Below are 25,371 nucleotides of genomic sequence, written 5' to 3'. Positions count from 1 at the left end.
ACGGTTGGCTCTTTCAGGGCCGAGGCTCAATCGTCCATCCAACCAAGTTGAAGGCAAAACACCTAGGCTTTTTTCTGCCCAATCTTGCTTTCCTTCCCCGCCATCAGGTTGGCAATGTTTTGCTTGTGGCGGTACACCAGCAGGGCTGCCATCACCAGCACCGCGGCGGCTTGGCCGTCCAGCCCAAACAGCAAGGCGTTGTAAAACACGGCAAAAATGCTGGCCACCAGGGCAGCCAGGGACGAATACCGGAAGAAGTATGCAATCACCAACCAAGTGACTGCAGTGGCTAGGCCCAGCACCCAGTTGAGGCCCAGCAGCACGCCCAGTGCTGTGGCCACGCCTTTGCCACCTTCAAATTTGAAGAAGATGGGGTACAGGTGGCCAATAAAAGCGGCCAAGCCAACCCAGGCCACATCGCTTTGGGTGAACTGGTAGGTGTCTTGAAAGTGGTAAGCCAGCCCCACGGCCAGCGTGCCCTTCAACGCGTCGCCCAGCAGGGTGAACAAGGCGGCTTTTTTGTTGCCGCTGCGCAGCACGTTGGTGGCACCCGGGTTTTTCGAACCATAGGTGCGGGGGTCGGCCAGGCCTGAAAATTTCGACACCACCACGGCAAACGATACAGATCCAATCAGGTAAGCAATCACGAGAGCGGCAATGTAGGCAATCACGGTGTGGGGTCTCCGGTTTGTTGTTGTTGGTTGAAGGCCTGTTCAACGCTATTGTGCCGCAAAGTGAGGAGGTGTAATGGGGTTACCCCGCGTATTCGCTGTGAACTGATTGGCCATGTGTGCCACTTAAGTTTTTAAATCACGAGCCCGCGATGAACATTAACCCGAACAACCCTGCAAACCTGTTCAATAACCTCAACCCGGGCAACCATGCCGATGCACCTTGGTTGAATTTGCCGCCGATTCTGGCGCCCATGCCTCACTTGGCTGGAAATCCTGTGGCTGTTCAGCCGCCACCTGCTCCCCTGGCACAGGCCGCGCAAGATCTGGCAGATGCCTTGCCTGTTCCAAATGGTTCTCCACACACACCGCCTGATCAAATACTGCCCCCCGTGCTGCCTTTGGATCAGTTGTTTTGGGACAATCTGCACGCGCATGTGATGGGTGCTGCACCGGTTGCGCCGCCGGCTCCCCAGCGCCTGGGGCCTGGTGTTCATCAGTTTGGCGGGCAGCCTCAGCGTCCGGTTGCACGCGTCTTGCTGCCAGCGTTCAATGCCCTCACGCCGGGTTCTGCCGCCTCCACACAAACCCGGGAATATGGCTCACCCCCCAGTGTGTGCAAACCTGGTGTACAACCACGCCCTCGGGATGGTGGTTCTGATGACGATCACTCTCCCAACCCACGTGCGCAGCAGCGTTTGCGAGCCTAAAGTTTGAACCCACCTAATGGCCACGCCCCAGGGGGTGGCTGTTATTCAACAATTGGTGCAATTGCTCTTTGGCCACGTGGGTGTAGATTTGCGTGGTGGAAATGTCGGCATGCCCCAGCAGCAGTTGTACCACCCGCAAATCGGCCCCATGGTTCAGCAGGTGGGTGGCAAAGGCATGCCGCAACACATGGGGGCTCATGGGGCTGCGAATGCCAGCCAACAGGGCATAGCGTTTGATGTTTTTCCAAAAGGCCTGGCGTGTCATGGGACCACCCAGGTGCGTGACGAACAACTGGTCGCAGGTTTTGCCGTGCAACAGTTCGCCCCGGGTGTGCCCCAGGTACAACAGCACCGCCAGCCTGGCGGGTTCCCCCATGGGCACCAACCGTTCTTTGTTACCTTTGCCGAGCACCTTCAAGGCGCCAGCGGTCAGGTCGATGGCCTGCAAAGGCAGGTTTACCAACTCACTCACGCGCAACCCGCTGGCGTACATCAATTCCAACATGGCTTTGTCGCGCACGCCTTGGGGGGTGTGAACATCGGGTGCGTTCACCAGGTTGACCACATCGGTTTCGCTCAGGGTTTTGGGCACGCGCAAGCCCTGTTTGGCACTGTTCAAGGGCAGCGCTGGGTTGTCGCTGCGGCGGTGGGTGCTTCGCAGCCACAGGTAGAAGCGTTTTAGGCTGCTGGTTTTGCGGTTCAGGCTGCTGGGCTTTAAGCCTTGCAGGTCGAAAATGTAGTTGCGCAATTGCTCGGTGTTGGTGTTCAGCAGGCTGGTACTGGTGTTGGGCGATTGGTCGCTGTCAAAGTGCGCAATCAGCCAATCGGAAAACTGTGCCAGGTCGCTTTTGTAGGCGCTCAGGCTGTTGTTCGACAGCCCGTCTTCCAGCAGCAGGCTGGTACAAAAATCGGTGATGAGTTCGGCGTTGCTGTGCATGCCTGGCTGGCCTCGTGCAAGAATGTTCATCATACCGTTTTGATTTGCAGTGGAGTTTTGCATGCCGACCGCGATTGCTGATTTGAGAAAGGATTACACCATGGCCACGCTGGACGAGGCGGATGCCTTGCCCAACCCGTTTGACCTGTTTGCCCGTTGGTTTGACGAGGCGTTGAAGGCGGAACTGCCCGAACCCAATGCCATGACGCTGGCCACTGTGAATGCACAAGGTCGGCCCGCAGCCCGCATTGTGCTCATCAAAGGGGTGGATGCACGGGGCTTCACGTTTTTTACCAACTATGCCAGCCGAAAGGGGCAGGAATTGGACGCCAATCCGCATGCGGCTTTGCTGTTTCACTGGACCGAGCTGGAGCGCCAGGTGCGCATCGAGGGGCGGGTGGAGAAGGTGAGCGAAGCCGAGTCGGACGCGTATTACCGTTCGCGGCCAGCCGGTAGCCGTTTGGGTGCGTGGGCTTCGCCACAAAGCCAGGTGATAGAAAGCCGTGATGCACTAGAAGCCCGCGTGCACCAAGCCCGTGCGGAGCAACAAGGTGACCCGGTGGATCGCCCCCCATTTTGGGGCGGTTATCGATTGGTGCCCGATTATTTTGAGTTTTGGCAAGGACGGCCTTCCCGGCTGCATGACCGTTTGGCCTACACGCTGAGCGCCGATGGTGTCGACCCGGTTTGGGCGATTGCCCGCTTGGCACCGTAATTGCATTGGATGAACCATCACTGGATGGGGTCGGCAATGATCGGCCCCCCAAGAACCTGAATTACACCACCTGGAAATTGCCATGCCCAACAAAGGGAAACCGGGCGCGCCCAAGTCGACCAGCAGCAGTGGGCCTTTGCGCGTTCTGCTGATTGATGAAGAACCTGGACGCGCCGCCATTCTGGAACGTGCTTTGCTGGATGCTGGTTACGAACTCGTATCCCGGCTGACGTCCACTCATCGCCTGGCCGAACATGTGGCGGCCAGCGCACCGGATATCGTGATTGTCGACATGGATTCGCCAGACCGTGACAGCCTGGAGAACATGGCAGTGCTGTCCCGCAGCAATCCCAAGCCTGTGATTTTGTTTTCGGGTGAAGACGATGAAGACACGATTGCGGGGGCGATTCGCGCGGGTGTGAGTGCTTACGTGGCCGATGGTATGAACCCAGACAGGGTGCGGCCCATCATTCAGGTGGCGGTGGCGCGATTCCGCGAATTTCAGGCCTTGAAGGCCGAGCTTCAGCAAACCAAGGAACAACTGGCGGATCGCAAATTAATCGACAAGGCCAAGGGTTTGTTGATGAAGCACCGAAATTTTTCGGAAGATCAGGCCTACCACGCCATGCGGAAGTTGGCGATGGAACGCAATCAGCGCCTGGTAGACACCGCGCGCAGTGTCATCGAGGTATTTGAGATGTTGGATGGAGGCGGACTCTGATGAGTGCTGCATTAAAAATCGGAATTTTGGCACTCACGGACTCAGCCCCATTCGTTGTGGCTCAACACTTGAGCCTGTTTGCTCGGGCTGGTATGGACGTGGTGCTGGAGCGTCAGCCCTCCTGGGCCACGTTGCGTGACAAGCTGGTATACGGCGAGATACAGGCCGCCCACATGTTGGCCCCCATGGCCATTGCCGTGGAGTTGGGTTTGGGTGGGTCACCTCGAAAGTCCATTCGCGCGCCTTTGGTATTGAGCCGTGGCGGTAATGGTGTGACGGTGTCCAACGCGCTGTGGGAAGTATTGCAGGCGGTCACGGTGGACTACACGTTGGGTGATGCCCTGCGTGCCCGCAAGGCGCAGGGGCTAGAACCCTTGGTATTTGGTACGGTGTTTCGCTTTTCGATGCACACACTTCAGTTGCGCCGGTGGTTGAAAGCACAGGGCGTGGACCCGGATGTGGATGTGCGCTTTGAAGCACTGCCGCCCATTCGCATGGTGCAAGCCCTGCGCACGGGTGAGGTGGATGCATTTTGCGCTGGTGAGCCATGGGGTTCGCTGGCGGTGAGTCAGCGCGTGGGGCACATGGTGGCCACGTCAAGCCAATTGTGGCCAGATGCGCCGGAGAAGGTTCTGGGTTTTTCCACGGCGTGGGCCTACGCCAATGCGCCCCAACGGGATGCTGTGGTTCGGGTGGTACAAACGGCCTGCCATTGGCTGCAGGAAGGCGAGGCCAATCGCCGGCAAGCCGCCCAGTGGTTGTCGATGGCTGAATTCGCCAATGTACCGGCCGACCTGTTGGAGCGGGCCTTGCTTAACACGCCGGTGATTAACCCTGCCGTGCCAGCGCTCACGTTTGATGGTCAACCGCTGTCGCAGGCTGATTTGCAGATGCTGGAGACCCTGTGGCTGGAGACCCAAAGCCTGTGTGGCCCCTTGGGTGCTCAGTCTCTGGATGGATTTGACCGTGTCAAAGAGGTGTTCAACGTCATGGGTTGATCCCATGGATTGATTTACACTGTGCACAGGTGTCCGCTGGTGGCGAGGGTGGAATGGTGTTCAAGCGCGTGGTGTGTGGTTTGTTTGCATTGCTTGCAATGCCAACTCATGCGGCATCCAGCCGCGATCTGGATTCAACCCTGTCCAAGTTGCAGGCGGTGGTGCCAGGGTTACACCTGAAAATCGCGGTTGCGAAAACTTACAGTCGCGCTTTTGTGAATGAGGAAAGCTCACCACCGGAGCTGACCGTGGACCCCGACTTTTTAAGCCAGTTACAAGCCGATGCCGTGCTGTTCATGGTGGCGCACGAGTATGCCCACGTGCACATGCACCATCAGAAAAAGCTGGGCGAAAAAGCCATGGCGTTGGTGGGACTACCCGACCCCGACCGTGCGTTTGACGCACTGGAGACGCAACCAGTTCTGATGGAGCAGTTGAACACGGTGAACCGGCAGTTTGAGCTGGATGCTGATGAGCAGGCCCGAAAGTGGCTGGCTCAGCTCGGTGTGCAAGCCTGTACCGAGGATGTGTTGCGAAGCATTGATGGCGGTGAATTCGCCATGATGCCCATCACGAATTCACACCCGGGGTTTTACCAGCGGCGCAAGGTGATTTGCGCCGGCAACGCACCATAAACCCTCGATTTTACGACGACAGCGCTTGCGCAACCCACTCCACCCAATGGCGCACGTCCACATTGGCGCTGCCTTCCAGGTGCGTTAAGCAACCGATGTTGGACGAGGCGATCGCTTGTGGTTTCCCGGCCATCAGGTTGTTGAGTTTGCGTTGTTTCAACTGGCTTGAAAGCTCGGGCTGCAGCACAGAGTAGGTGCCGGCAGAGCCGCAGCACAGGTGGCTTTCAGCCACTGGTGTGAGTTCAAAGCCGAGCTTGACCAACAAACCTTCCACCACGCCTTTCAATTGTTGACCATGCTGCAAAGTGCAGGGCGGGTGGAAGGCAATGCGTTGGGGAATGCGTTGCTGGACCATGGCCGCTTTGACGGTGTTGCTCAAAGCGCTGATCGATTCGGTTTGTTGTTTCAGCAAGAACTCACCGATGTCCATGGTTTTGTCGGACACCAGCTTGGCTTTGGCTGCGTAGGCTGGATCGTGCTCGAAGTGGTGGTGGTATTCGCGCACGGTCACACCACAACCCGATGCATTCATCACCAGGGCTTCGGCTTGGCCGCTGGCCAGCAGCGGGTACCAGGCGTCGATATTGGCTTTCATTTGGGCCTTGCCGCCGTCGTGATCGTTCAGGTGAAATTTCACCGCGCCACAGCAGCCACTTTCCGACACCACGAGGCTTTCAATCTGGAGTGCATTCAGAATGACGGAGGTGGCATTGTCGATGGACGGCACCATGGCGGGCTGCACGCAGCCCTTCAACAAAATCACCTTGCGGCTGTGCGTGTTGCTGGCAAAGCCCGGGTTGTAACGGCTGGCCGGTACTTTGGCCTTGATGCTGGCGGGCAGAATGCCGCGCACTGCCTTGCCCATGGCCATGCCGGTGTTGAACAGCGCCGGTGTGGTCATGAGGGTTTTGAGGGCATTGCGCTTGAACTGCTCGCCAGCAGGACGGTCCACTTTTTCATCGACCACCTTGCGGCCAATGTCGATCAACTGACCGTACTTCACGCCCGACGGGCAGGTGGTTTCACAATTGCGGCAGGTGAGGCAGCGGTCCAGGTGTTGTTGTGTTTTGCGCGTGACTTGTTTGCCTTCCAACACTTGTTTGATGAGGTAAATGCGGCCGCGCGGGCTGTCGAGTTCATCACCCAGAATTTGGTAGGTGGGGCAGGTGGCGGTGCAAAATCCGCAGTGCACGCATTTGCGCAAAATCGCTTCAGCGGTTTGGCCCTCGGGCGTGTCTTTAATCCAGTCGGCGAGTTGGGTATCCATGGCGGCTTACAGAATGGGGGCGAGGCGGTTCACGCTGAAAATGCCAGCGGGGTCGAATTGTTGTTTCAGGCGGCGCTGCAGGTCGACCATGGCTTTGGCCGGTGCGTGAAATGCCTGTGCACGGTGTTCGGGCGTGCTGCTGCGGTACAGGGTGGCATGGCCGCCCACAGCTTGCACTGCGCTGCGAATCTGTTCCACGGTACTCCCTTCAGCAGGGCGCAGCCAGCGCAGGCCACTGGCCCATTCGTGCAGGCTGTGGCCGGGCAGGTTGAGTGGCTCCCGGGTGGCGGGAACTGCAAGGCGCCACACGTCGCCTGGGGTTGTGAACATGGGGTGGGTTTGGTCGCGAAGGCTATTCCAGAATGCATCGGCAGCCGGGGGCAGCATGACGGCACCGCCCAACCCTTTGGTTGCTGCATCCACCGCTGCACGGGCACCGCGCAAGCGAACAGTCAGCAAACCGTTTTCCCAGGCAGTGGCATTGATGGGCAGGGGCTTGCCCAGCCAGTCGTTGGTTTGCTCAATCGCTTTGGCCTCGCTGTACTCAAATTGCAGGGTGGCTTCGGCGACGGCTTTGGGCAGCACTTTGATGGACAAATCCACCGCAATGCCCAAGGTGCCCAGGCTGCCGGGAATGACCCGGGACACATCGTAGCCCGCCACGTTTTTCATGACCACGCCACCGAAGTGCAGCAGTTGGCCTTTGCCATCCAGCAGGGTGCAACCCAGCACATAGTCTTTCACGCCACCGCGTGCCAGGCGGGCCGGGCCGGCCAAGCCGCTGGCAACCACACCGCCGATGGTGGACTGTGTGCCAAACCGGGGCGGTTCAAAGGCCAGCTCCTGCTGGTGTTCGGCCAATGCGGCTTCGATGGTGTGCAGGGGTGTACCTGCCTTGGCGGTGATCACCAATTCGGTGGGTTCATAGGCCAGGATGCCAGTCCATTCCGACAGGTTGATTTCCTCGCCTTGCAGCGGGCCGCCATAAAACTGTTTGGTGTTACCGCCCACCGGGCGGAGTGGTGTGCCATGGCGTGCAGCCGTTTCAACACGGCTGCACAGGTGGTCGAGAAAGTCGCTCATGAAGGGGCCAGGCCTGAATCAGAATCGGGGAATGTCGGAAAACGGCATTTGGCCGTGGTGCACGTGCATGCGACCGTATTCGGCGCATCGCTGAAGGGTTGGAATCACTTTGCCTGGGTTCAGTAGGCCGGGTTCGTCGAAGGCCTTTTTCACCGCGAAAAAAGCATCCAGCTCTGCGCGTGAAAACTGCACGCACATCTGGTTGATTTTTTCGATGCCCACGCCGTGTTCGCCGGTGACGGTGCCACCCACTTCCACGCAAAGCTCCAGAATTTCGGCACCAAAGTCTTCGGCGCGTTTCACTTCGTCGGGGATGTTGGCATCAAACAGAATCAGCGGGTGCAGGTTGCCGTCGCCCGCGTGGAACACGTTGGCACAGCGCAGCTTGTATTTCTTTTCCATCTCGGCCATGGCGTGCAGTACATCGGCCAGGCGTTTGCGGGGAATGGTGCCGTCCATGCAGTAATAGTCGGGCGATACACGGCCCGCGGCCGGGAATGCATTTTTGCGGCCTGCCCAAAACTTCACGCGCTCGGCTTCCGACTGCGACACCTTGATGGCGGTGGCACCACAGCCATTCAACACGCGGCTCATGGCTTCGATTTCTTCGGCCACTTCCTCTGGCGTGCCATCGCTTTCCAGCAGCAAAATGGCTTCGGCCTCGGTGTCGTAGCCTGCGTTCACAAACGGCTCCACCATTTGGCTGGCGCGCTTGTCCATCATTTCCAGGCCAGCGGGAATAATGCCCGCAGCCAGCACAGCGGCCACGGCATTGCCCGCGTTGGCCACGTCGTCAAAGCTGGCCATAATGACCTGTGCCAGGGCGGGTTTGGGCACCAGCTTCACGGTTACTTCGGTCACCACGGCCAACATGCCTTCCGAACCAATGACCAGGTTCAGCAGGTCAATGCCCGCGCAGTCGGGCGCTTCCGAGCCAAATTCAACCACCTCGCCGTCGATGGTAACGCCACGCACTTTGAGCGCGTTGTGCACGGTGAGGCCGTATTTCAAACAGTGCACACCGCCGCTGTTTTCGGCCACGTTGCCGCCAATGGTGCAGGCAATTTGGCTGGAGGGGTCGGGTGCGTAGTACAGGTTGAGGTGTGCCACCGCTTCGGAAATGCCGAGGTTGCGCACACCCGGCTGCACTTTGGCCGTTCGGGAGGGTACATCGATGTCGAGAATTTTGTTGAATTTGGCCATGCCCAGCAAAATGCCTGCGGGGTGCGGCTGTGCGCCGCCCGACAAACCCGTGCCGGCGCCGCGCGCCACCACGGGTACATTCAATGAACGCGCCAGCTTGAGAATGGAAATGACCTGCGCTTCGGTTTCGGGCAGGGCCACCACCAGCGGCAGCTGGCGGAACAGGCTTAGGCCGTCACATTCATAAGGCCGGGTGTCCTCCACCTCGTGAAGCACGGCGTGTGGCGGCAGAATGCCATTTAAACCCTCAATCACCTGTTGGCGAAGGGCATTGTTCAACGTAAACGGTTCGGTGGGGGCGTTCATGGTGCGTACATCCTGAATTCAGCCCCATAGAATACCCAAAAATGGGGGTTTTTGAGCATTGGTGTATGCCCGGGGGCCGGGGTGTGGGGCGGCTCTTCTGAAGGCTTACAGGGCCGTGTTCAGCGGGCAGCGTGGGCGGGTTTGCATGCTGTAATCCTGTCGGTTCAGCAGCTTGGGGTTGGCTTTCAAGCGGAGGGCTGCCGCAAACGCAATCATGGCACCGTTGTCGGTGCACAGGCTGAGCTCTGGGAAATACACCTGGATGCCCCGTTTGCTGGCCGCTTCAGTCAGTTGCGTGCGCAGCAGCCTATTGGCGCCCACACCACCGGCCACCACCAAGCGCTGGTGCTGGCTTTCTCGGGTGGCAGCGATGGATTTTTTCACCAACACGTCCACGATGGCAGCCTGAAAACTGGCGCACAGGTCGGCCTTGTCTTGCGGGTTCAGCACCATGGTTTCTGAAGGCTGGGCCACACCAGCCAACTTCATGGCAGTGGTCAGCACCGCGGTTTTCAGGCCGGAAAAGCTGAAGTTGAAGTCACCGCTGTGCAGCATGGGGCGGGGCAGTTTGAAGCGTGTTGGATCGCCTCGTTCGGCCAACGCGGACAAGGCTGGGCCGCCCGGGTAGGGCAATCCGATCATTTTGGCGGTTTTGTCGAAGGCTTCGCCCGCTGCATCGTCCAGGGTTTCGCCCAGCAAGGTGTATTGGCCCAGGGTTTGAACGGCCATCAGTTGAGAATGCCCACCGCTCACGAGCAAGGCGGTGAAAGGAAATTCAGGTGAGGTGGCCGATAACAACGGCGACAACAAGTGTCCTTCCAGGTGGTGCACCGGAATGACTGGTTTTCCCAGCCCCATGGCCAGGCTGGTGGCAAACGCAGTGCCCGCCATGAGCGCACCCGGCAGGCCTGGGCCTGTGGTGACTGCAATGGCATCCACGTCCTGCAGGGTTTTGCCACTTTGCGCCAGCACCTGGTTCATGAGGGGAATCAGCCTGCGAATATGGTCTCGCGAGGCCAGCTCCGGAACCACGCCGCCGTAGTCTTTGTGCATGGCAATTTGAGAATGCAGCGCTTGGCCCAAAATAGTGCCCTCGGTGGTGCACAGGGCAACACCGGTTTCGTCGCAGGAGCTTTCAAAACCGAGAACGAGTTGTGGGGCAGCAGCCATTGGGGGTACTAAGCAAGCGGGTAATGGGGTTGGTTTCCATTTTCGCACACCCAGTTCACCCACAGCTTGCCATCGGTGCCTTCCTGCAGTGTGGCGTAGTTGCGCGTGCGCAAATAGGTGCTGCTACCAAACGGGGTGAGCATGCGGCTGCGCACATGGCCGTTTTCGTCCAAGGTTTCGTCGCGATCATTCGTTGTTGCCAGAATGCCCGCCCACTGCAGGGCATTGGGGGCTGGGTGCACAATGCCGGAGGACACCACTTGGTGCAGGTTGACTGGCGAGTGGCCCGTGGTGTCCTGCACCACACCCAGACAGCCCACATGCACATCCCCGGACAAAATGACTGTGCGGGCTTGGTGTTGCCTGGCCTTGCGCTGCCGCGCATTGTCCAGCAGGCGCATGATGAACCGTGCCCGTTCACCCTGGTGGGCGCGGGCACGCCAGTGGTCTTTCAGGTCATCGGTCAATTCCTGATCACCGGGCAGGGTGTCCAGTGTTTGCTCCACAAATGAAAAATCCCGGTACACCACCGGTACGCCACTCATGACGAGTAGATCGCCGTTGGTGAGGGTGTTCAGGGTGTTGATGACCGTCTGCCAATGGGGCTCGCTCATGATGCGGTTCAGACAGCGGTCGCTGCGGTTGTCCAACGCCAGAATGTTAAGCCCGCGAAACCGCAGCAGTGCCGAGTGGTGGGCTGCCTGGGGCGCCAGCAGTGTGGTGTTGGTTGAACGGCCTCGCAGTTGGAAGAGCTGAAATGCCGTGTTGGCCGCCTGAAAAGCCGCTTGCATCACAGGGCTTTGTTGCAGGTCGTCGCTGTAGCTGCCCCAGCCATCCACAATGTCGTGGTCGTCCCACATCATCAGGCTGGGTATGGTGGCCAATGCTTGTGCAGTACTGGGTTCATTCCAGCGTTCCAGGTACAGGTTGACATAGGCCGATTGAAGGGCTGCCAGTTCTTTGCTGGCAGGCTTCAGTGTGCATTTCTGGTCTTTGGGCAAAGCGCTCCAGCGTTTGAGCAGTGGCACAGACCCCCACAGGCTGTCTGCATACACTTGGTCGCCGCCCATCAGCAGCAGGTGAATGGGGGCCTTGGCATGGTCGTTCAGCAATTTTTTCCACAGGGCAAAAGGCTCTGCGGTGTTTTTCATCAATTTGGGGTCGGAAAAACCATTGCAAGAGGCGTAGGCCAGCCGGGGCGCCTGGCTGTTGCCCGGCACTTCAAAAACCCACTGGGACAATCCTTGTTGGCTGGTGGCAACAACGCCATCAAGCAATACGGCGTACGCGCACTGTTGGGCTGTGGCTCTGGTGGGCACTTGAATGTCTGCGCGCCAAAAACCCCACTGGGCCGTGGTGCTTAAACATTGCGCAGGTCGGTCGGTGGCTTGTCCACCTTGTTGGAGGCGCACCGAGGCTTGTTGCACGGTGGTGGGTGCGGCAAAGCACACGGTGTACAAGGTATCGGATTCAAGGCCCAGCAGTGGGCCCAGCATCAGTGTGTTGGTGTTGGGCATGGCGTGGTGTTCACAGGAGAAAACGCCCAGCCTAGGCAGTTTGTGCTGCGGGTGATGGTCGAGCGGGCCCGGATGGATTCTGGTGGGTTCGTTCTGTTGTGTCGCCCAGCCGACGCAGTGGGGTGAATCTGTGTTGGCCTGTACCGAGTATTACCTACACACAACAATCATGACAATCTGGAGACAGTTCATGTTTCTCAAGGGCAGCGCCAGCGGCGCACACAGCATTACCCTGCGCCAGCTCGCGTTGGGCCTCTTCGCCGTGGCCAGTCTGTCGGGCTGTTTGTCCGGCTCCGAGTCCCCGGGTATTCCGACCGGTGGTTCTGGCACGCCAGTCACACCCGCCGAAGTCGGTACGCCCATCAAGGTCAAAGATTCGGCCACTGCGGTGGGGCATGCCGCCAAGGTTGAGCAGGTCACCATCAAAGCCTTTGACGGCACCGACATTGCCCTAACGGTCTATTACCCGACCTTGGCCAAGGGTGAGGCGGCGCCATTGCTTCTGCACTCGCATGGGTTTGGCGGCAGCCGCACCACCAGCCTGGACTTTGATGAAGCCACACAAACATCCGAGATCGGCGTTGATGTGCTGCAAATGGCATACAACCAAAAGAACGCTGTGGCTGGGCGCAAGGGCTGGTACGTCATTTCCTATGACCAGCGGGGCCACGGTGATTCCGGGGGCAATGTCAGCATTCTCGACCCCAACATTGAAGGCAAGGATTTTTCAACCGTGCTGGACTGGGCGCAGGCCAATTTGCCCAACCTGGGCTACAGAACCAAAGGCAATGCACCCGACCCCGTGGTCGGTACGATTGGCCGCAGTTATGGCGGTGCATTCCAATTGATTGGCGCGGGGCTGGATGGCCGGGTGGACGCCATGGTGCCCGGTGGAACCTGGTATGACTTGCGCTACAGCCTGAACCCCGGCGGTGTGCCCAAAACAGCGTACCTGGATGGACTGGTGGCTGCGGGTGCCCAAAGCAACAAAGGCCGTTATGACCAATTCCTGATTCAAGGTTTGGTGGAAGCCAACACCACCGGTGTGGTGAATGACACCATCGTCAAACGGCTAGGCTCTCAAGGAGCGGTGTCCTATTGCGATCTGACCCAGAACCTGCCCAACGGCATGACCCTCAAGAGCATTCCAGCCTTTTTTGTGCAGGGTGCCACCGACGTGTTGTTCAACTTGCGGGAAGGCTTGCAGAACTTTGAGTGCTATCGCAAGGTGAATGCTGACAGCAAGTTGCTGTTTGTGAAGTATGGCCACAGCCTGAGCGCTTTGAGAATTCAGAAGGACCCTGCTGGCGAGTTGGCTGGCACCGGCGCCAAGTACGCCTTCAATGAAAGCCTGGTGTGGCTCAAAACCGCGCAGAATCAATGTCCGGCTACCCTGTATGACCAAGCCACCGGCCGTTGTGTGATTCCCCTGAAGGACATGATGTTTCAGTTTTTGGTGCAAAACCTGATCGGCAAGAACGAAGCGAACTCCAAAACCTACCTGGGATTTGACCCTGTGCCGGTACCGGAGATTGCGGCGGTGCTGGAAGACAGCCGGCCAGACCCCACCGCAGTGGCCATCCAAGCCAAAGGGGCAGACCGCCCCAAGCTGGAAGGTTTGCGTGCTGCCTCGGCATTCACGGCGTCCACCCAGGTTGTCACCGGCCTGTTGGGTGTGCCTTCGGGCTTGTCGTCCACACAGGGTAGCCAATTGGCACAGCCGGTGTATGTGGACCTGAACAATGCCAACCTGCCCGGCTGCTATGTGGGTGTACCCAAGGCCACCGTGAAGGTGGAGCCTGTGGGCTTGCCCTCGCCGGAAGCGCCCGAGGTATTCGTTGGCCTGGGCCTGGAACGCGCGGATGGTACGAAAACCGTGCTGCATGACCAAATCACGCCCATCAAGGGTTACGGCGAAAAAACGCTGGAATTGCCCGGTATCTCGGTGCGTTTGCAGGCTGGCGACAAGTTGACGCTGAACCTGCAGGGCTACAACCCAGTGTTTCTGACCAGTTTCAACCGTGTTCCAGTGCCTGTGAATGTGAGTGCCAGCGTGGCCTTGCCCAACACGGTCACCGACTCCACAGGTTTCTGCGGCCAGTAATTCAACCCCGGCGCACCATTCTGCAAGGAATGGTGCGTTGCACTATCTGGGTGCCCACCCAATTCACCAAATTTGACGAACTTGCACCCCCATGCAGCCTTTGGGCGCATGAATAGCGGTTTTCGTCCTCTTTTCGGTGCAATTCCTCCCCATTAAACCCTGGCACACCCCTTGCATATACAGGGGCGTGGGTCGTCAACGGCGGCGGTCCACAGGTGGATTGACAGGTCTCCAAGAGCCTTGCGCTTGCGGAGTTGGACAACGGTGTCCCGCTGCTTCGGTGGCAGGGCACCGTTTTTTTTTGGTTCGGAATTGGGTGAATAAAATGCTGATGTCTGTTCATAAGCAGAAGTTGGTGGTGATCGGTAACGGCATGGCCGGTATTCGGGTGGTGGAAGAGCTGCTGAAGCTCACCCCCGAGTTGTACGACATCACCGTATTCGGGGCAGAGCCACACCCCAATTACAACCGAATCATGCTTTCGCCCGTGTTGGCTGGAGAGCAAACCTTCGACGAAATCGTGTTGAACGACTGGGCTTGGTACCAGGAGAACAACATCACCTTGCATGTGGGCAAGGAAGTGGTTGAAATCGACCGGGTGAAGCGCGTGGTGAAATGCGCCGACGGCACCTCGGCTGCTTACGACCGATTGCTCTTGGCCACGGGCTCCAATTCTTTCATATTGCCCGTGCCCGGCAGCAACTTGCCGGGTGTGATTGGGTATCGCGACATTGCCGACACCGAGGCCATGTTGACGGCTGCCAAAAGCTACAAAAAGGCGATTGTGATCGGGGGTGGTTTGTTGGGCCTGGAGGCAGCCAACGGCTTGGCCATTCAAGGCATGGATGTGAGTGTGGTGCATTTGCCCACTTGGCTGATGGAGCGGCAACTGGACCCCACTGCGGCGGGTTTGCTGCAAAAGAGCCTGGAAGACAAAGGCCTGAAATTTTTGCTGGCCAAAAATACCAAGGCACTGCATGCCGGGGCGGATGGTCGCGTGGCCCAGATTGAATTTGCCGATGGCGAAAAGCTGGACGCCGACCTGGTGGTGATGGCGGTGGGTATTCGCCCCAACGACAAGCTGGCTGCCAGTGCAGGCTTGCTGTGCAACCGCGGTGTGGTGGTGAGTGACACGCTACAAACCATCACCGACCCCAAAATTTACGCCGTGGGCGAATGCGCCAGCCACCGGGGCGTGGCTTATGGTTTGGTGGCCCCCCTGTTTGAGCAGGCCAAGGTGTGTGCCAACCATTTGGCGCAGTATGGCATTGGCCGCTACGAAGGCTCGGTCACCTCCACCAAGTTGAAAGTCACAGGCGTTGACTTGTTTTCAGCGGGCAATTTCATGGGCGGTGACGGCACCGAAGAAATGTTGCTGTCCGACCCGATTGGCGGTGTTTACAAAAAACTGGTTATCAAAGACGACAAGCTGGTGGGCGCCTGCCTGTACGGCGACACCGTGGATGGTTCCTGGTACTTCAAACTGATGCGTGAAGGCCAAAGCATTCGCGAAATTCGTGAAAAGCTGATGTTTGGTCAGAGCAATATTGGTGATGTGGGCCATGAGGGCCAAAGCCAGGCCAGCCGCATGGCCGACACCGACGAAGTGTGTGGTTGCAACGGCGTGTGCAAGGGCACCATTGTGCAGGCCATCAAGACCAAAGGCCTGTTTACCATTGAAGAGGTGCGCAAACACACCAAGGCCAGTGCCTCCTGTGGTTCATGCACGGGCTTGTGCGAACAAATCCTGATGAGCACGGCAGGTGCGGACTACTCGGCCACACCCAAAACCAAGCCCATGTGTGGCTGTACCGACCATGGTCACCAGGTGGTGCGCGATGCCATTTTCAAACACCACTTCACCACCAAAGAACAGGTATTCAACGGCATGAACTGGCGCACCCCCAATGGTTGTTCCAGCTGCCGGCCCGCCGTGAACTACTATCTCATCAGCTCATGGCCTGGTGAGGCGGTGGACGATCCGCAAAGCCGGTTCATCAACGAGCGGGCCCATGCCAACATCCAGAAGGACAAAACTTATTCTGTGGTGCCGCGCATGTGGGGGGGGGAAACCACCGCTGCCGAGCTGCGCCGCATCGCGGATGTGGTCGACAAGTACAACATCCCCACCGTCAAGGTGACCGGCGGTCAGCGTATTGATTTGCTGGGCGTGAAAAAGGAAGACCTGCAAAGTGTGTGGAAAGACCTGGACATGCCCAGTGGTCACGCTTATGCCAAAGGCCTGCGCACCGTCAAAACCTGTGTGGGCAGCCAGTGGTGCCGCTTTGGCACGCAAGACAGTACGCAGATGGGCATTGACCTTGAACGCGCCCTTTTCAAGATGTATGCGCCTCACAAAGTCAAACTGGCGGTGTCGGGTTGCCCACGCAACTGTGCCGAAGCGGGTATCAAAGATGTGGGTGTGATTGGTGTGGACTCCGGTTGGGAGATTTACATCGGCGGCAACGGTGGTATTAAAACTGAAGTGGCTGAATTTTTGTGTCGCGTCAAAACCGCCGAAGAAGTGCTGGCCGTGAGCGGTGCATTCCTGCAGTTGTACCGCAAGGAAGGTTGGTACCTGGAACGCACTGTGCACTACCTGGCCCGGGTGGGCATGGAACATGTGAAGGCCCGTGTGATTGACGATGTCGCCAACCGCAATGCCTTGTGGGCTGAACTGCAAGCTGCACTGGCCCTGGAAGAAGACCCATGGCACAAGCCGGAGGCTGCGCAGGTGGATCTTCGCCAGTTCAAGCCCATTTCCATCCCTGTTGTGGTTGAATGAGGGCCCTGTCATGAATGCAATCAAGGAAGACATCACCATGGAATGGATTGACGTGTGCGCGGTGGAGGATATCCCCGTGCTGGGTTCACGCATTGTTCGCCGCCCCAAAGGGCAAGACGTGGCCGTGTTTCGCAATGCCGAAGAACAAGTGTTTGCCCTGCTGGATGAGTGTCCGCACAAAAAAGGCCCACTGAGTCAAGGCATTGTGCACGGCACCACCGTGACCTGCCCACTGCACAACTGGCAAATCGGCTTGAGCGACGGCTGTGCCCGCGAGCCTGATGTGGGCTGCACGGCCAAGTTTGCCGTGAAAGTGGTGGACGGCCGGGTACACCTCAACATCGACGAAATCAAGACACTGGGAATGTGACCATGACTGCCGTAACCGGACTGGAAACCATGCACACCAAAACCACCTGCCCCTACTGCGGCGTGGGTTGCGGTGTGGTGGTGACCACCGAAAGGCGGCAGCACAATGGTCGCGATGTGATTGAGTTGATTGGTGTAAAAGGCGACCCAGACCACCCGGCCAACTTTGGCAAATTGTGCAGCAAGGGCAGCAAGCTGGCGGAAACCGCGCAGGCCAATGTGTATGGGCAGGTGCGGGCAAGCCAGCCTTTGATGCGCACTGATCGGGCTCAAACGGTGAGCCCGGGCACCTGGAATGATGCACTCGACCATGTGGTTGACAAATATGCAGAGCTCATCACCCAGCACGGGCCCGACAGTGTGGCCTTTTACATCAGTGGCCAATTGTTGACTGAGGACTACTACGCGTTCAACAAACTGGCCAAGGCCCTGATCGGCACCAACAACGTGGACACCAATTCTCGCCTGTGCATGAGCAGCGCGGTGAGTGGCTACAAACGCACCTTGGGGGCGGACGCCCCACCTTGCAGTTACGATGATGTGGCTTTGGCCGATTGCGTATTCATCGCAGGCTCCAACACCGCCTATGCGCACCCCATTTTGTTCCGGCGATTGGAAGCGGCGCGTGCGCAAAACCCCAATCACCGATTGATTGTGGTCGACCCGCGCACCACCGACACAGCGCAAATGGCCGACCTGCATTTGAAAATTCAGCCGGGCACAGATGTGATGCTGTTCAATGCCATGCTGAATATCCTGATGCAACAGGGTTGGCTGGACATGGCCACCATCAACCTGCACACGGAAGGCTTTGATGAATACGCCCGGGGCGTGGCGGAGTACTCGCCAGCCCTGGCGGCACGGGTCTGTGGTGTGAAAGAGGCCGATATTTTGCAGGCGGCCACCTGGTTCGCGAAAAGCCCCAAGACACTCTCCTTGTATTGCCAGGGTTTGAACCAGGCCACCACAGGCACTGATAAAAATACGGCACTGATTGCGCTGCACCTGGCCACTGGTCAAATTGGTCGCGCAGGGGCTGGTCCATTTTCTTTGACCGGGCAGCCCAACGCCATGGGTGGTCGGGAAGTGGGTGGCTTGTCCACGCTGCTGCCGGCTCACCGTGAGTTGAGCAACCCCGTACACATTCAGGAAATGGAAGCTTTTTGGGGTGTGAAGAAGCTAAGCAGCGCACCCGGTGCCACCGCCGTTGAACTGTTTGACCGGCTGGAGAAAGGCGACATCAAAGCAGTGTGGGTGGCCTGTACCAACCCGGCGCATTCCCTGCCCAATTCCCAAAAGGTGGCGCGTGCCTTGCAAAAGGCAGAACTGGTGGTGGTGCAGGACGCCTACCTGACCCCCGCCACGGTGGAGTATGCCGACGTGGTGTTGCCAGCCACCACCTGGGGCGAAAAAGAGGGCACCGTTACCAACAGCGAGCGGCGTATTAGCCGAGTGCGCTCGGCTTTGCCGCCCCATGGCGAAGCCCGCCATGACTGGGCCATTGTCGTTGATTTTGCACGTCGCCTTGAAAAAGCGCTGGCATCGCGGGGTGTACCAAGCTCAAGTATTGAGCCTGGGAAAACCTTGTTCCCGTGGAATACACCCGAGGATATTTTTCTGGAGCACCGCGAAACCACTCGGGGACGCGACCTGGACATCACAGGCCTTGGCTATGACATTCTTGAACACCTGGGGCCGCAACAGTGGCCCATGCCCGAAGGTGCATCGCAGGGTACAGCGCGCTTGTACGAAGACCTGAACTTTCCGACGGCCAGTGGCAAAGCCCGGTTTGTGTTTGCACCCTACGAGCCTGTGGCCGAAGACACCGATGCCCGTTTTCCCTGGAAGCTGAACACCGGCCGCTTGCGTGACCAGTGGCACGGTGCCAGCCGCACCGGCACCTTGCCCGAGTTTTTCTCGCACGAGGCAGAGCCTGTGTTGGCATTGAACTCGGCTGATTACCAACGCCTGGGTTTGAATGAACACAGCTGGGTGCGCGTGAAAAGCCGCAGAGCCACGGTAACCCTGCGGGTCAAGCCCGATGACAGCGTGGCCCCCAACCAGGCGGCACTGCCCATGCATTGGGGCCCGGAGTTTTTTGGTGGCAAAGGGGGGGTGGCGGGTGTGAATGCGCTCACCACCGAAGCATTCGACCCGTATTCCAAACAGCCCGAGCTCAAGCACAGTGCGGTTCACATTGCGCGCGCCCAGCTGCCGTGGCAATTGGTGTTGTTTGCCCATAGCCCGCATTGGCTGCACACATGGCGGCAAGCCCGTGATCTGTTCGCGCACTTTGACACGGCCGTGTGTGTGCCGGTTGGCCGAGAAACGCCGGGTGTATTGTTTCGGGCCGCCTGTGAGGAAGCGCCCCAGGCTGCCGTGCTTGAGCAACTGCTGCAGTTGTTTGAGTTCAATGAATCGGAAGTGCTGTCCTACTCCGACCCCAAAACAGGTGCGATGCGGAAAATTGGCCTTCAGGTGAAGGGCCATGCGCAGGCCCGTGAGGCCACCTTGACCCGGGTTTGTTTGGCTGGTGATGTTCAGTCCGAGATTTGGCTGCGCAACCACTTTGACCAGCAATTGGATGTATTGCCCCTTCGCAATTACTTGTTGGCCCCCACGGCACAACCCCCGGGCGCGAAGACCACCGCGGTCCGCATGGTCTGCAATTGCGTGGGCGTGTCCGAAGAGTCCATCCAATCGCGCTGTGCCAGTTGGCTGGACCAAGGACCGCTGTCGGCTGCGGAATGTCTGACACGCCTGCAGGGTGAGTTGGGTTGTGGCACGCAATGTGGCTCATGCGTACCCGAGATCAAGCGGCTGGTGCAACACGCCCAGCAAGCCAACTTGGTACAATCCTGATATAACCAACCCAGCGGTTAAACACCGCGAGCCTGTCCAAGCCATGTCTGCACCGTCGTCCACTACCCCATTTAGCGCTGCCGCGTTCATCAAAGAAATTGGGCGGGGCAAGGACGGTGCCCGCAGTTTGCCCATTGAACAAGCCCAAGCCCTGTTTGCAGGTATTTTGCGGGGTGATGTCCCTGAGCTTGAACTGGGCGCGGTGCTGATTGCGCTGCGGGTCAAAGGCGAAACCGAACAAGAAATCACCGGTTTTCTTCAGGCCATTGCACAACACCCTGCGGCTTGCAGCGAACGGGTGTCATCTACCCTGAGTGGCCTGAATGAACAGGCACAGCGCACTGGAAGGCCCGTGGTGGTGATTCCGAGTTACAACGGGGCGCGGCGCAAGCCCAACTTCACACCATTGCTGGCCGGTTTGCTGGCGCATCAGGGTTACCCGGTGCTGGTGCATGGTTTGGGCACCGAGTCGGGTGCGCGGGTCACCAGTGCAGCGGTGTTTCAGCACCTGCAGTGGCCCATGCCCTGTCCGCCCGTGTATCTCTCCATGGCTGAATTGAACCCGGCGGTGGCCCGCTTGCTCGAATTGCGCAACCGCCTGGGTGTGCGCAATTGCACGCACACACTGGTCAAGTTGCTGGTGCCTGCCTCCTTGACCAACAGTGTATTGGTCACCAGTTACACCCACCCCGAGTTTTGGCACCTGCAGCGGGCTGTGCTGCAGGCCATGGGTCAAACCGCGTTGGTGCTGCGTGCCCACGAAGGAGAACCTGTGGCTGCCCCTTACCGCGTGCCGCGCATGGATGGTGTGAAGGCCGGTGCCACCTGGTGTATCAGCGAACCAGAGGCTGTGTTCACCGAGCAGCCCGACCCCCACCCCGACATTGATGCACAGGCCACCGCGCGGCTGGTTGAGCGTTGGTTGGCCGACCCGCAAGCCATGCCACATGGTTTTGCCCGGCAGGTAGACGCCATTGCCCAGGTGGTGAATGCAAACCTTTGATGTGTTGGTGTTGGGGGCCGGCGCAGCCGGCTTGATGTGCGCAGCCCAGGTGGGACGGGGTAGCCGTGCGCGCGGTTGGCGGGTGGGCCTGTTGGACCACAGCGACAAGCTGGCCGAGAAAATCCGCATCAGTGGCGGCGGGCGTTGCAACTTCACCAACCGGGTGGTGACCGAGCACAATTTTGTGTCGGCCAACCCGTGTTTTGCCCGTGCCGCCTTGTCGGCCTACACGCCCGATGACTTTATCAGCCTGGTGAAAAGCCACCGCATCCCTTATCACGAAAAACACAAGGGCCAATTGTTCTGCGACCGCAGCAGCGAAGACATCATCGAGATGCTGGCCAGCGAGTGTCGGGATGGTGGGGTGCACTGGTTAAAGCCCCATGCAGTGCAGCAGGTTCAACACAGCGACGGCTTGTTTCGACTGGACAGCACAGCAGGCCCATTAACAGCCCGCCACCTGGTGATTGCCACGGGTGGCTTGCCGGTTCCCAAAATTGGCGCCACCGACTTCGGCTTGCGCGTGGCCAAGCAGTTTGGCCATGCGCTGGTGGACCAGCGGCCGGCCCTGGTGCCCCTCACGTTTGATGCAGCACAGTGGGGTGGGCTGACCGAGCTGGCCGGTGTAACTTTGCCAGTGCGCAGCCGCGGCAGCGAAGCACAGGCCCCCTGGTTTGACGAAGACTTGTTGTTTACCCACCGTGGACTGAGCGGCCCGGCCATTTTGCAGGCTTCCAGCTATTGGAACCCCGGCGAGCCCTTGGTCTTGAACCTCAGCGGCGGTCATTACACCGCCGACGCATTCACCGCCCATTTGTTGGCCCAAGCCCAGGGCAGCAAGGCGCAGGCCGACAACTGGCTGGCCGCACAATTGCCGCATTGGCCCCGTCGCCTGCTGCAACACTGGTTGAGCGCCCCCGATGTTGGGCTGTGGGCCCAGCGCAAGGCCGCTGAGTTGGGCAAGAAGCAATTGGGCCCCTTGGCGGCATCGGTTGCAGCCTGGGTTGTGCGCCCCAGCGGCACAGAAGGCTATAAAAAAGCCGAGGTGATGCGCGGTGGTGTGAGTACGGCTGACCTTCAACCCAAAACCCTGGAGTCCCGCCGTGTTTCTGGTCTGTATTTCATCGGTGAAGTGGTGGATGTGACGGGTTGGTTGGGCGGCTACAACTTCCAGTGGGCCTGGGCTAGCGGTGTGGCGGCCGCACGTGGCATTTTGAGCAAAAATGCTTGAGGGGACAGGCTTTTCAGTGGTATGATTTCGGTCTTTGCCAGATCTCTGGCTGTCACTTATTGCCCTTTCACATTGGGTTATTGCTGAAAATTTCAGTCAAATCAATGGGTTGTTTGGGTAGTGGTGAATTGATAATTCGCTCACATTTTGGATTGGAGCCTGAATGCCTTCCGTTCGCGTTAAAGAAAACGAGCCATTTGAAGTTGCCCTGCGTCGCTTCAAGCGCACCATCGAAAAAACCGGTCTGTTGACCGAATTGCGTTCGCGCGAGTTTTATGAAAAGCCAACTTCTGAGCGCAAGCGCCTGAAGGCTGCTGCTGTGAAGCGCCACTACAAGCGCCTGCGCAGCCAGATGCTGCCGAAGAAAATGTATTGATGGCTTTTGATCGTACACAGTCTGATCTGTTGTTCGCATGTCGCTGAAAGCCCAAATTCTTGAAGACATCAAGCAGGCCATGAAGGCCCGCGAGCAAGCCAAGCTCGCCACGCTTCGGATGCTCTCAGCGGCCATCAAGCAAAAAGAGGTCGATGAACGTGTCGACCTCGACGATGGGGCGGTTCTTGCCATCATCGAGAAGCAAATCAAGCAACGCAACGAAGCGGCTGTTCAGTTCGAGCAGGGCGGCCGCCTCGAGTCTGCTGCCGCGGAAAAAGCGGAAGCGGCGGTGCTTGCTGGCTACCTGCCAGCCCAATTGTCCGATGATGAAATTCTGTCGGTCGTGCGCGAGGTGGTGGCCGCGGTGGGTGCTGCCGGGCCGCAAGACATGGGCAAAGTGATGGGGCAGGCCAAGCCGCGTCTGGCCGGCAAAGCCGACATGAGCAAAGTGTCCGCCCTCATCAAGCAAGTTCTCTCGGCGCTGTAAAGCCGCCTCCATTCACCATTTATTGGTATTCTGTGGGCGTCGGTTGCCGCAGGTATAGCTGGCAGCCTTTCTCCCGCAGCTTCAGGGCATGATTCCACAAAGTTTTATCGACGACTTGCTGTACCGCGCCGACATTGCCGATGTGGTGGGCCGCTACGTTCAGCTCAAGTCGGCCGGTGCCAACCTGCAAGGCCTTTGCCCGTTTCACAACGAAAAATCACCCTCCTTCACGGTCAGTCCCTCCAAGCAGTTTTACCATTGCTTTGGGTGTGGCGCGCATGGCAATGCGGTGGGTTTTGTCATGGAGCATTTGGGCCTGACCTTCCCGGAAGCTGTTGAGCACCTGGCCGGCAGCATGGGGCTGGAGGTGCCCTATGAGAAGGGTGCAGACATACCCGCTGAGGTGCGTTCGGAGCGGGATCAACTGGTTGAATTGCTGACCCGCGCGGCCAACTGGTACAAAGCCCAACTCAAAAGCCACCCTGAGGCCATTGAATACCTCAAAGGGCGGGGCCTGACCGGCCAAATCGCAGCCCGTTACGGCATGGGGTTCGCTCCGGATGGCTACCAGAATCTGGAGGCGATTGTTGACCATTACGCCAGCAACACCCTGCTGGACACGGCGGGGCTCACCAAAACCTCGGAAGAGGGTGGTCGGCGGTACGACCGCTTTCGTGCTCGGGTCATGTTTCCCATTCGCAATGGAAAAGGCCAGGTGATTGGCTTTGGCGGGCGTGTGATGGGGCAGGGTGAGCCCAAGTACCTCAACAGCCCGGAAACCCCGGTGTTTTCCAAAGGGCATGAGGTATACGGCCTGTTTGAGGCCCGCCAGGCCATCCACCGCATGGGCTACGTGCTCGTGACCGAGGGGTATATGGACGTGGTGGCCCTGGCGCAGTGGGGGTTTGAAAATGCCGTGGCCACACTGGGCACGGCGGTGACGCCCGATCATGTTCAAAAGCTGTTCAAGCAAACCGACCGGCTGGTCTTTTCCTTTGACGGTGATGGTGCGGGCCAAAAGGCAGCCTGGCGGGCGTTACAGGCCTGCTTGCCCCATGTGAACGAAACCAAGCGGGCTGATTTTGTGTTTTTGCCGGTTGAGCATGACCCCGACTCCTTCATCCGCACCGAGGGCCCAGAGGCTTTTGAGGCCATGGTGGCCCAGTCACTGTCTCTGTCCCAATTCCTGACGCGCCACCTTCAGCAGCATTATCCGCTGCAACAAATTGAGGGCAAGGCCGCAGCCATTGCGTTTTTAAAGCCCTTGATGGCGCAAATGCAACCCACCGTGCTGCGTTCGTCCATGCTGAGGGGGTTGGCTGAATTGCTGGACAGCACACCGGTGGAGTTGTCGCAGCATTTGGGCCTGAAAATGCGCACCACCGAGCGCGAACCCTTTGTGCCCAGAGGCAAGGGCAAATACCGCGCCGAAAGGCTTGAAAATACCTGGAGCCCGCCACGTCCCGCGGCCAAGTCCCCCCTGCTGAGTCTGGCTGCCCGGGTGATTCGCGCGCCTCAGTTGGTTCATGTCTGCGATGAGTTGGTTGAGCTCTACGAGCGTGAGGAAAAACCACAGACCGAGGTTCACAGCTTTATTCATCTGCTTGCAAAAGTTAAAACAGATCCCAATTTACTGGAGGCCAGGCTTCAACATGCGTTCAATGACGAGGTTCACCAAAACTGGGTAAATGCAGTGTTGCGTGAAGCTCGTGGTTTGGACGATTCCCTCGACTTTGAAACCGAGTTGCGTTCTGGCGTGTATCAATGCTGTGAGGTGTGGTTCAAGGAAGAGCTGGAGCGGATCACGGCACAGTTGCCCGATAACCCGGCGCAGTTGGCGTGGTACCACGAATGCATGCAGCGTTTCCAGCAACTCAAACAAAAGCGAGTTAATCAGTTATAATTAAGGGTTAGAGTGCGGGTTTTTCCCGCGCAATGTGCAGTCCAACAAGGCTGGGCATGCGGCAGTTTGTCGGTGTTGAGTGGTTCAATCGGTGTTCCAAAGGGAATCAATGTTCAAAATTCTCAACATTTTTTCGAAAAACCAGGAACAGAAACTCGATTCCGACCACAAAGGCAAGTCTGGCAACAAACGTTCGGCGGTGCAGCAAAACGCCCATTCTCAAACCCACATTCCAGATTCACCGTCCACTGCAGATCACAGTGCCGGGCAATCCACGAAGCACAAGGGAGCGTCGTCAATGGTAGGGAAGAAGGTTTC

21 protein-coding genes are annotated in these 25,371 nt (G+C 58.5%); 14 read left to right on the top strand and 7 right to left on the bottom strand.

The genetic code is table 11. The features are described from left to right. Window positions 1-62 precede the first annotated feature (62 nt). The gene (gene plsY, locus NQT62_RS11120; RefSeq protein ID WP_370569172.1) at window positions 63-668 is read right to left on the bottom strand and encodes a glycerol-3-phosphate 1-O-acyltransferase PlsY; all 606 of its coding nucleotides are present in this window, start codon (window positions 666-668) and stop codon (window positions 63-65) included. Window positions 669-823: 155 nt separating this feature from the next. On the opposite strand from plsY, the gene NQT62_RS11115 reads away from it, so the two are divergent. Then, window positions 824-1,381 carry a hypothetical protein gene (locus NQT62_RS11115; protein ID WP_256764772.1) on the top strand — a complete coding sequence of 186 codons (558 nt, stop codon included), beginning with the start codon at window positions 824-826 and terminating at the stop codon, window positions 1,379-1,381. A 13-nt stretch (window positions 1,382-1,394) separates the two neighbouring features. On the opposite strand, the gene xerD is transcribed toward NQT62_RS11115, so the two are convergent. Further along, complete coding sequence (xerD, locus tag NQT62_RS11110) at window positions 1,395-2,351, bottom strand: site-specific tyrosine recombinase XerD (protein WP_256764771.1); 957 nt, start codon at window positions 2,349-2,351, stop codon at window positions 1,395-1,397. Between the two features lie 28 nt (window positions 2,352-2,379). Here xerD and pdxH point away from each other — a divergent pair, with 28 nt between their 5' ends. The 4 genes from pdxH to NQT62_RS11090 all read left to right on the top strand — a co-directional run bounded on the left by pdxH (window position 2,380) and on the right by NQT62_RS11090 (window position 5,387). Next, window positions 2,380-3,033 carry a pyridoxamine 5'-phosphate oxidase gene (pdxH, locus tag NQT62_RS11105; protein ID WP_256764770.1) on the top strand — a complete coding sequence of 218 codons (654 nt, stop codon included), beginning with the start codon at window positions 2,380-2,382 and terminating at the stop codon, window positions 3,031-3,033. Between the two features lie 82 nt (window positions 3,034-3,115). Then, window positions 3,116-3,754: an ANTAR domain-containing response regulator gene (locus NQT62_RS11100; protein WP_256764769.1), complete on the top strand. Its 639-nt coding sequence runs from the start codon at window positions 3,116-3,118 to the stop codon at window positions 3,752-3,754. Next, window positions 3,754-4,752, top strand: coding sequence for a CmpA/NrtA family ABC transporter substrate-binding protein (locus NQT62_RS11095; protein ID WP_256764768.1), 999 nt, complete (start codon window positions 3,754-3,756; stop codon window positions 4,750-4,752). Before NQT62_RS11100 ends, NQT62_RS11095 begins: the two co-directional genes overlap by 1 nt. A gap of 53 nt (window positions 4,753-4,805) precedes the next feature. Beyond that, on the top strand, window positions 4,806-5,387 hold the full coding sequence (locus tag NQT62_RS11090; protein ID WP_256764767.1) for a M48 family metalloprotease: 582 nt from the start codon (window positions 4,806-4,808) through the stop codon (window positions 5,385-5,387). 10 nt (window positions 5,388-5,397) lie between these two features. Here NQT62_RS11090 and glcF read toward each other — a convergent pair whose 3' ends face one another. The 5 genes from glcF to NQT62_RS11065 all read right to left on the bottom strand — a co-directional run bounded on the left by glcF (window position 5,398) and on the right by NQT62_RS11065 (window position 11,933). After that, entirely contained in the window at window positions 5,398-6,654 is a 1,257-nt protein-coding gene (gene glcF, locus NQT62_RS11085; protein ID WP_256764766.1) for a glycolate oxidase subunit GlcF, read from the bottom strand. Window positions 6,655-6,660: 6 nt separating this feature from the next. Continuing rightward, window positions 6,661-7,737, bottom strand: a complete 1,077-nt coding sequence (glcE, locus tag NQT62_RS11080; protein WP_256764765.1) for a glycolate oxidase subunit GlcE — start codon at window positions 7,735-7,737, stop codon at window positions 6,661-6,663. A gap of 18 nt (window positions 7,738-7,755) precedes the next feature. Next, a complete protein-coding gene (locus NQT62_RS11075; protein WP_256764764.1) occupies window positions 7,756-9,246 on the bottom strand; it encodes an FAD-linked oxidase C-terminal domain-containing protein in 1,491 nt (496 codons plus the stop codon). A 105-nt stretch (window positions 9,247-9,351) separates the two neighbouring features. Continuing rightward, window positions 9,352-10,416 carry a tRNA (adenosine(37)-N6)-threonylcarbamoyltransferase complex transferase subunit TsaD gene (gene tsaD, locus NQT62_RS11070; protein ID WP_256764763.1) on the bottom strand — a complete coding sequence of 355 codons (1,065 nt, stop codon included), beginning with the start codon at window positions 10,414-10,416 and terminating at the stop codon, window positions 9,352-9,354. An 8-nt stretch (window positions 10,417-10,424) separates the two neighbouring features. Then, window positions 10,425-11,933, bottom strand: a complete 1,509-nt coding sequence (locus NQT62_RS11065) for an alkaline phosphatase D family protein (RefSeq protein ID WP_256764762.1) — start codon at window positions 11,931-11,933, stop codon at window positions 10,425-10,427. A 190-nt stretch (window positions 11,934-12,123) separates the two neighbouring features. On the opposite strand from NQT62_RS11065, the gene NQT62_RS11060 reads away from it, so the two are divergent. From NQT62_RS11060 to dnaG, 9 genes are all read left to right on the top strand, one after another. After that, a complete protein-coding gene (locus tag NQT62_RS11060) occupies window positions 12,124-14,037 on the top strand; it encodes a CocE/NonD family hydrolase (RefSeq protein ID WP_256764761.1) in 1,914 nt (637 codons plus the stop codon). A 325-nt stretch (window positions 14,038-14,362) separates the two neighbouring features. Then, window positions 14,363-16,822, top strand: a complete 2,460-nt coding sequence (gene nirB, locus NQT62_RS11055) for a nitrite reductase large subunit NirB (protein ID WP_256764760.1) — start codon at window positions 14,363-14,365, stop codon at window positions 16,820-16,822. A 10-nt stretch (window positions 16,823-16,832) separates the two neighbouring features. Continuing rightward, window positions 16,833-17,192 carry a nitrite reductase small subunit NirD gene (gene nirD / locus NQT62_RS11050; RefSeq protein WP_256764759.1) on the top strand — a complete coding sequence of 120 codons (360 nt, stop codon included), beginning with the start codon at window positions 16,833-16,835 and terminating at the stop codon, window positions 17,190-17,192. 2 nt (window positions 17,193-17,194) lie between these two features. Beyond that, on the top strand, window positions 17,195-20,053 hold the full coding sequence (locus tag NQT62_RS11045; RefSeq protein WP_256764758.1) for a nitrate reductase: 2,859 nt from the start codon (window positions 17,195-17,197) through the stop codon (window positions 20,051-20,053). Window positions 20,054-20,096: 43 nt separating this feature from the next. Next, window positions 20,097-21,056, top strand: coding sequence for a DNA-binding protein YbiB (gene ybiB, locus NQT62_RS11040; protein WP_256764757.1), 960 nt, complete (start codon window positions 20,097-20,099; stop codon window positions 21,054-21,056). Beyond that, entirely contained in the window at window positions 21,043-22,287 is a 1,245-nt protein-coding gene (locus tag NQT62_RS11035; protein WP_256764756.1) for a BaiN/RdsA family NAD(P)/FAD-dependent oxidoreductase, read from the top strand. Before ybiB ends, NQT62_RS11035 begins: the two co-directional genes overlap by 14 nt. A 163-nt stretch (window positions 22,288-22,450) precedes the next feature. After that, complete coding sequence (gene rpsU, locus NQT62_RS11030; protein WP_256764755.1) at window positions 22,451-22,663, top strand: 30S ribosomal protein S21; 213 nt, start codon at window positions 22,451-22,453, stop codon at window positions 22,661-22,663. A gap of 37 nt (window positions 22,664-22,700) precedes the next feature. Further along, entirely contained in the window at window positions 22,701-23,150 is a 450-nt protein-coding gene (locus NQT62_RS11025; RefSeq protein ID WP_256764754.1) for a GatB/YqeY domain-containing protein, read from the top strand. A gap of 88 nt (window positions 23,151-23,238) precedes the next feature. Beyond that, window positions 23,239-25,053 (top strand): DNA primase, encoded by a 1,815-nt coding sequence (dnaG, locus tag NQT62_RS11020; protein WP_256764753.1) that lies wholly within the window; start codon window positions 23,239-23,241, stop codon window positions 25,051-25,053. Window positions 25,054-25,371: the final 318 nt, after the last annotated feature.

Origin of the sequence: Limnobacter humi (genome assembly GCF_024518835.1) — a bacterium.
Classification (GTDB): domain Bacteria; phylum Pseudomonadota; class Gammaproteobacteria; order Burkholderiales; family Burkholderiaceae_B; genus Limnobacter; species Limnobacter humi.
This window is presented reverse-complemented; position numbering and strand designations above follow the sequence as displayed.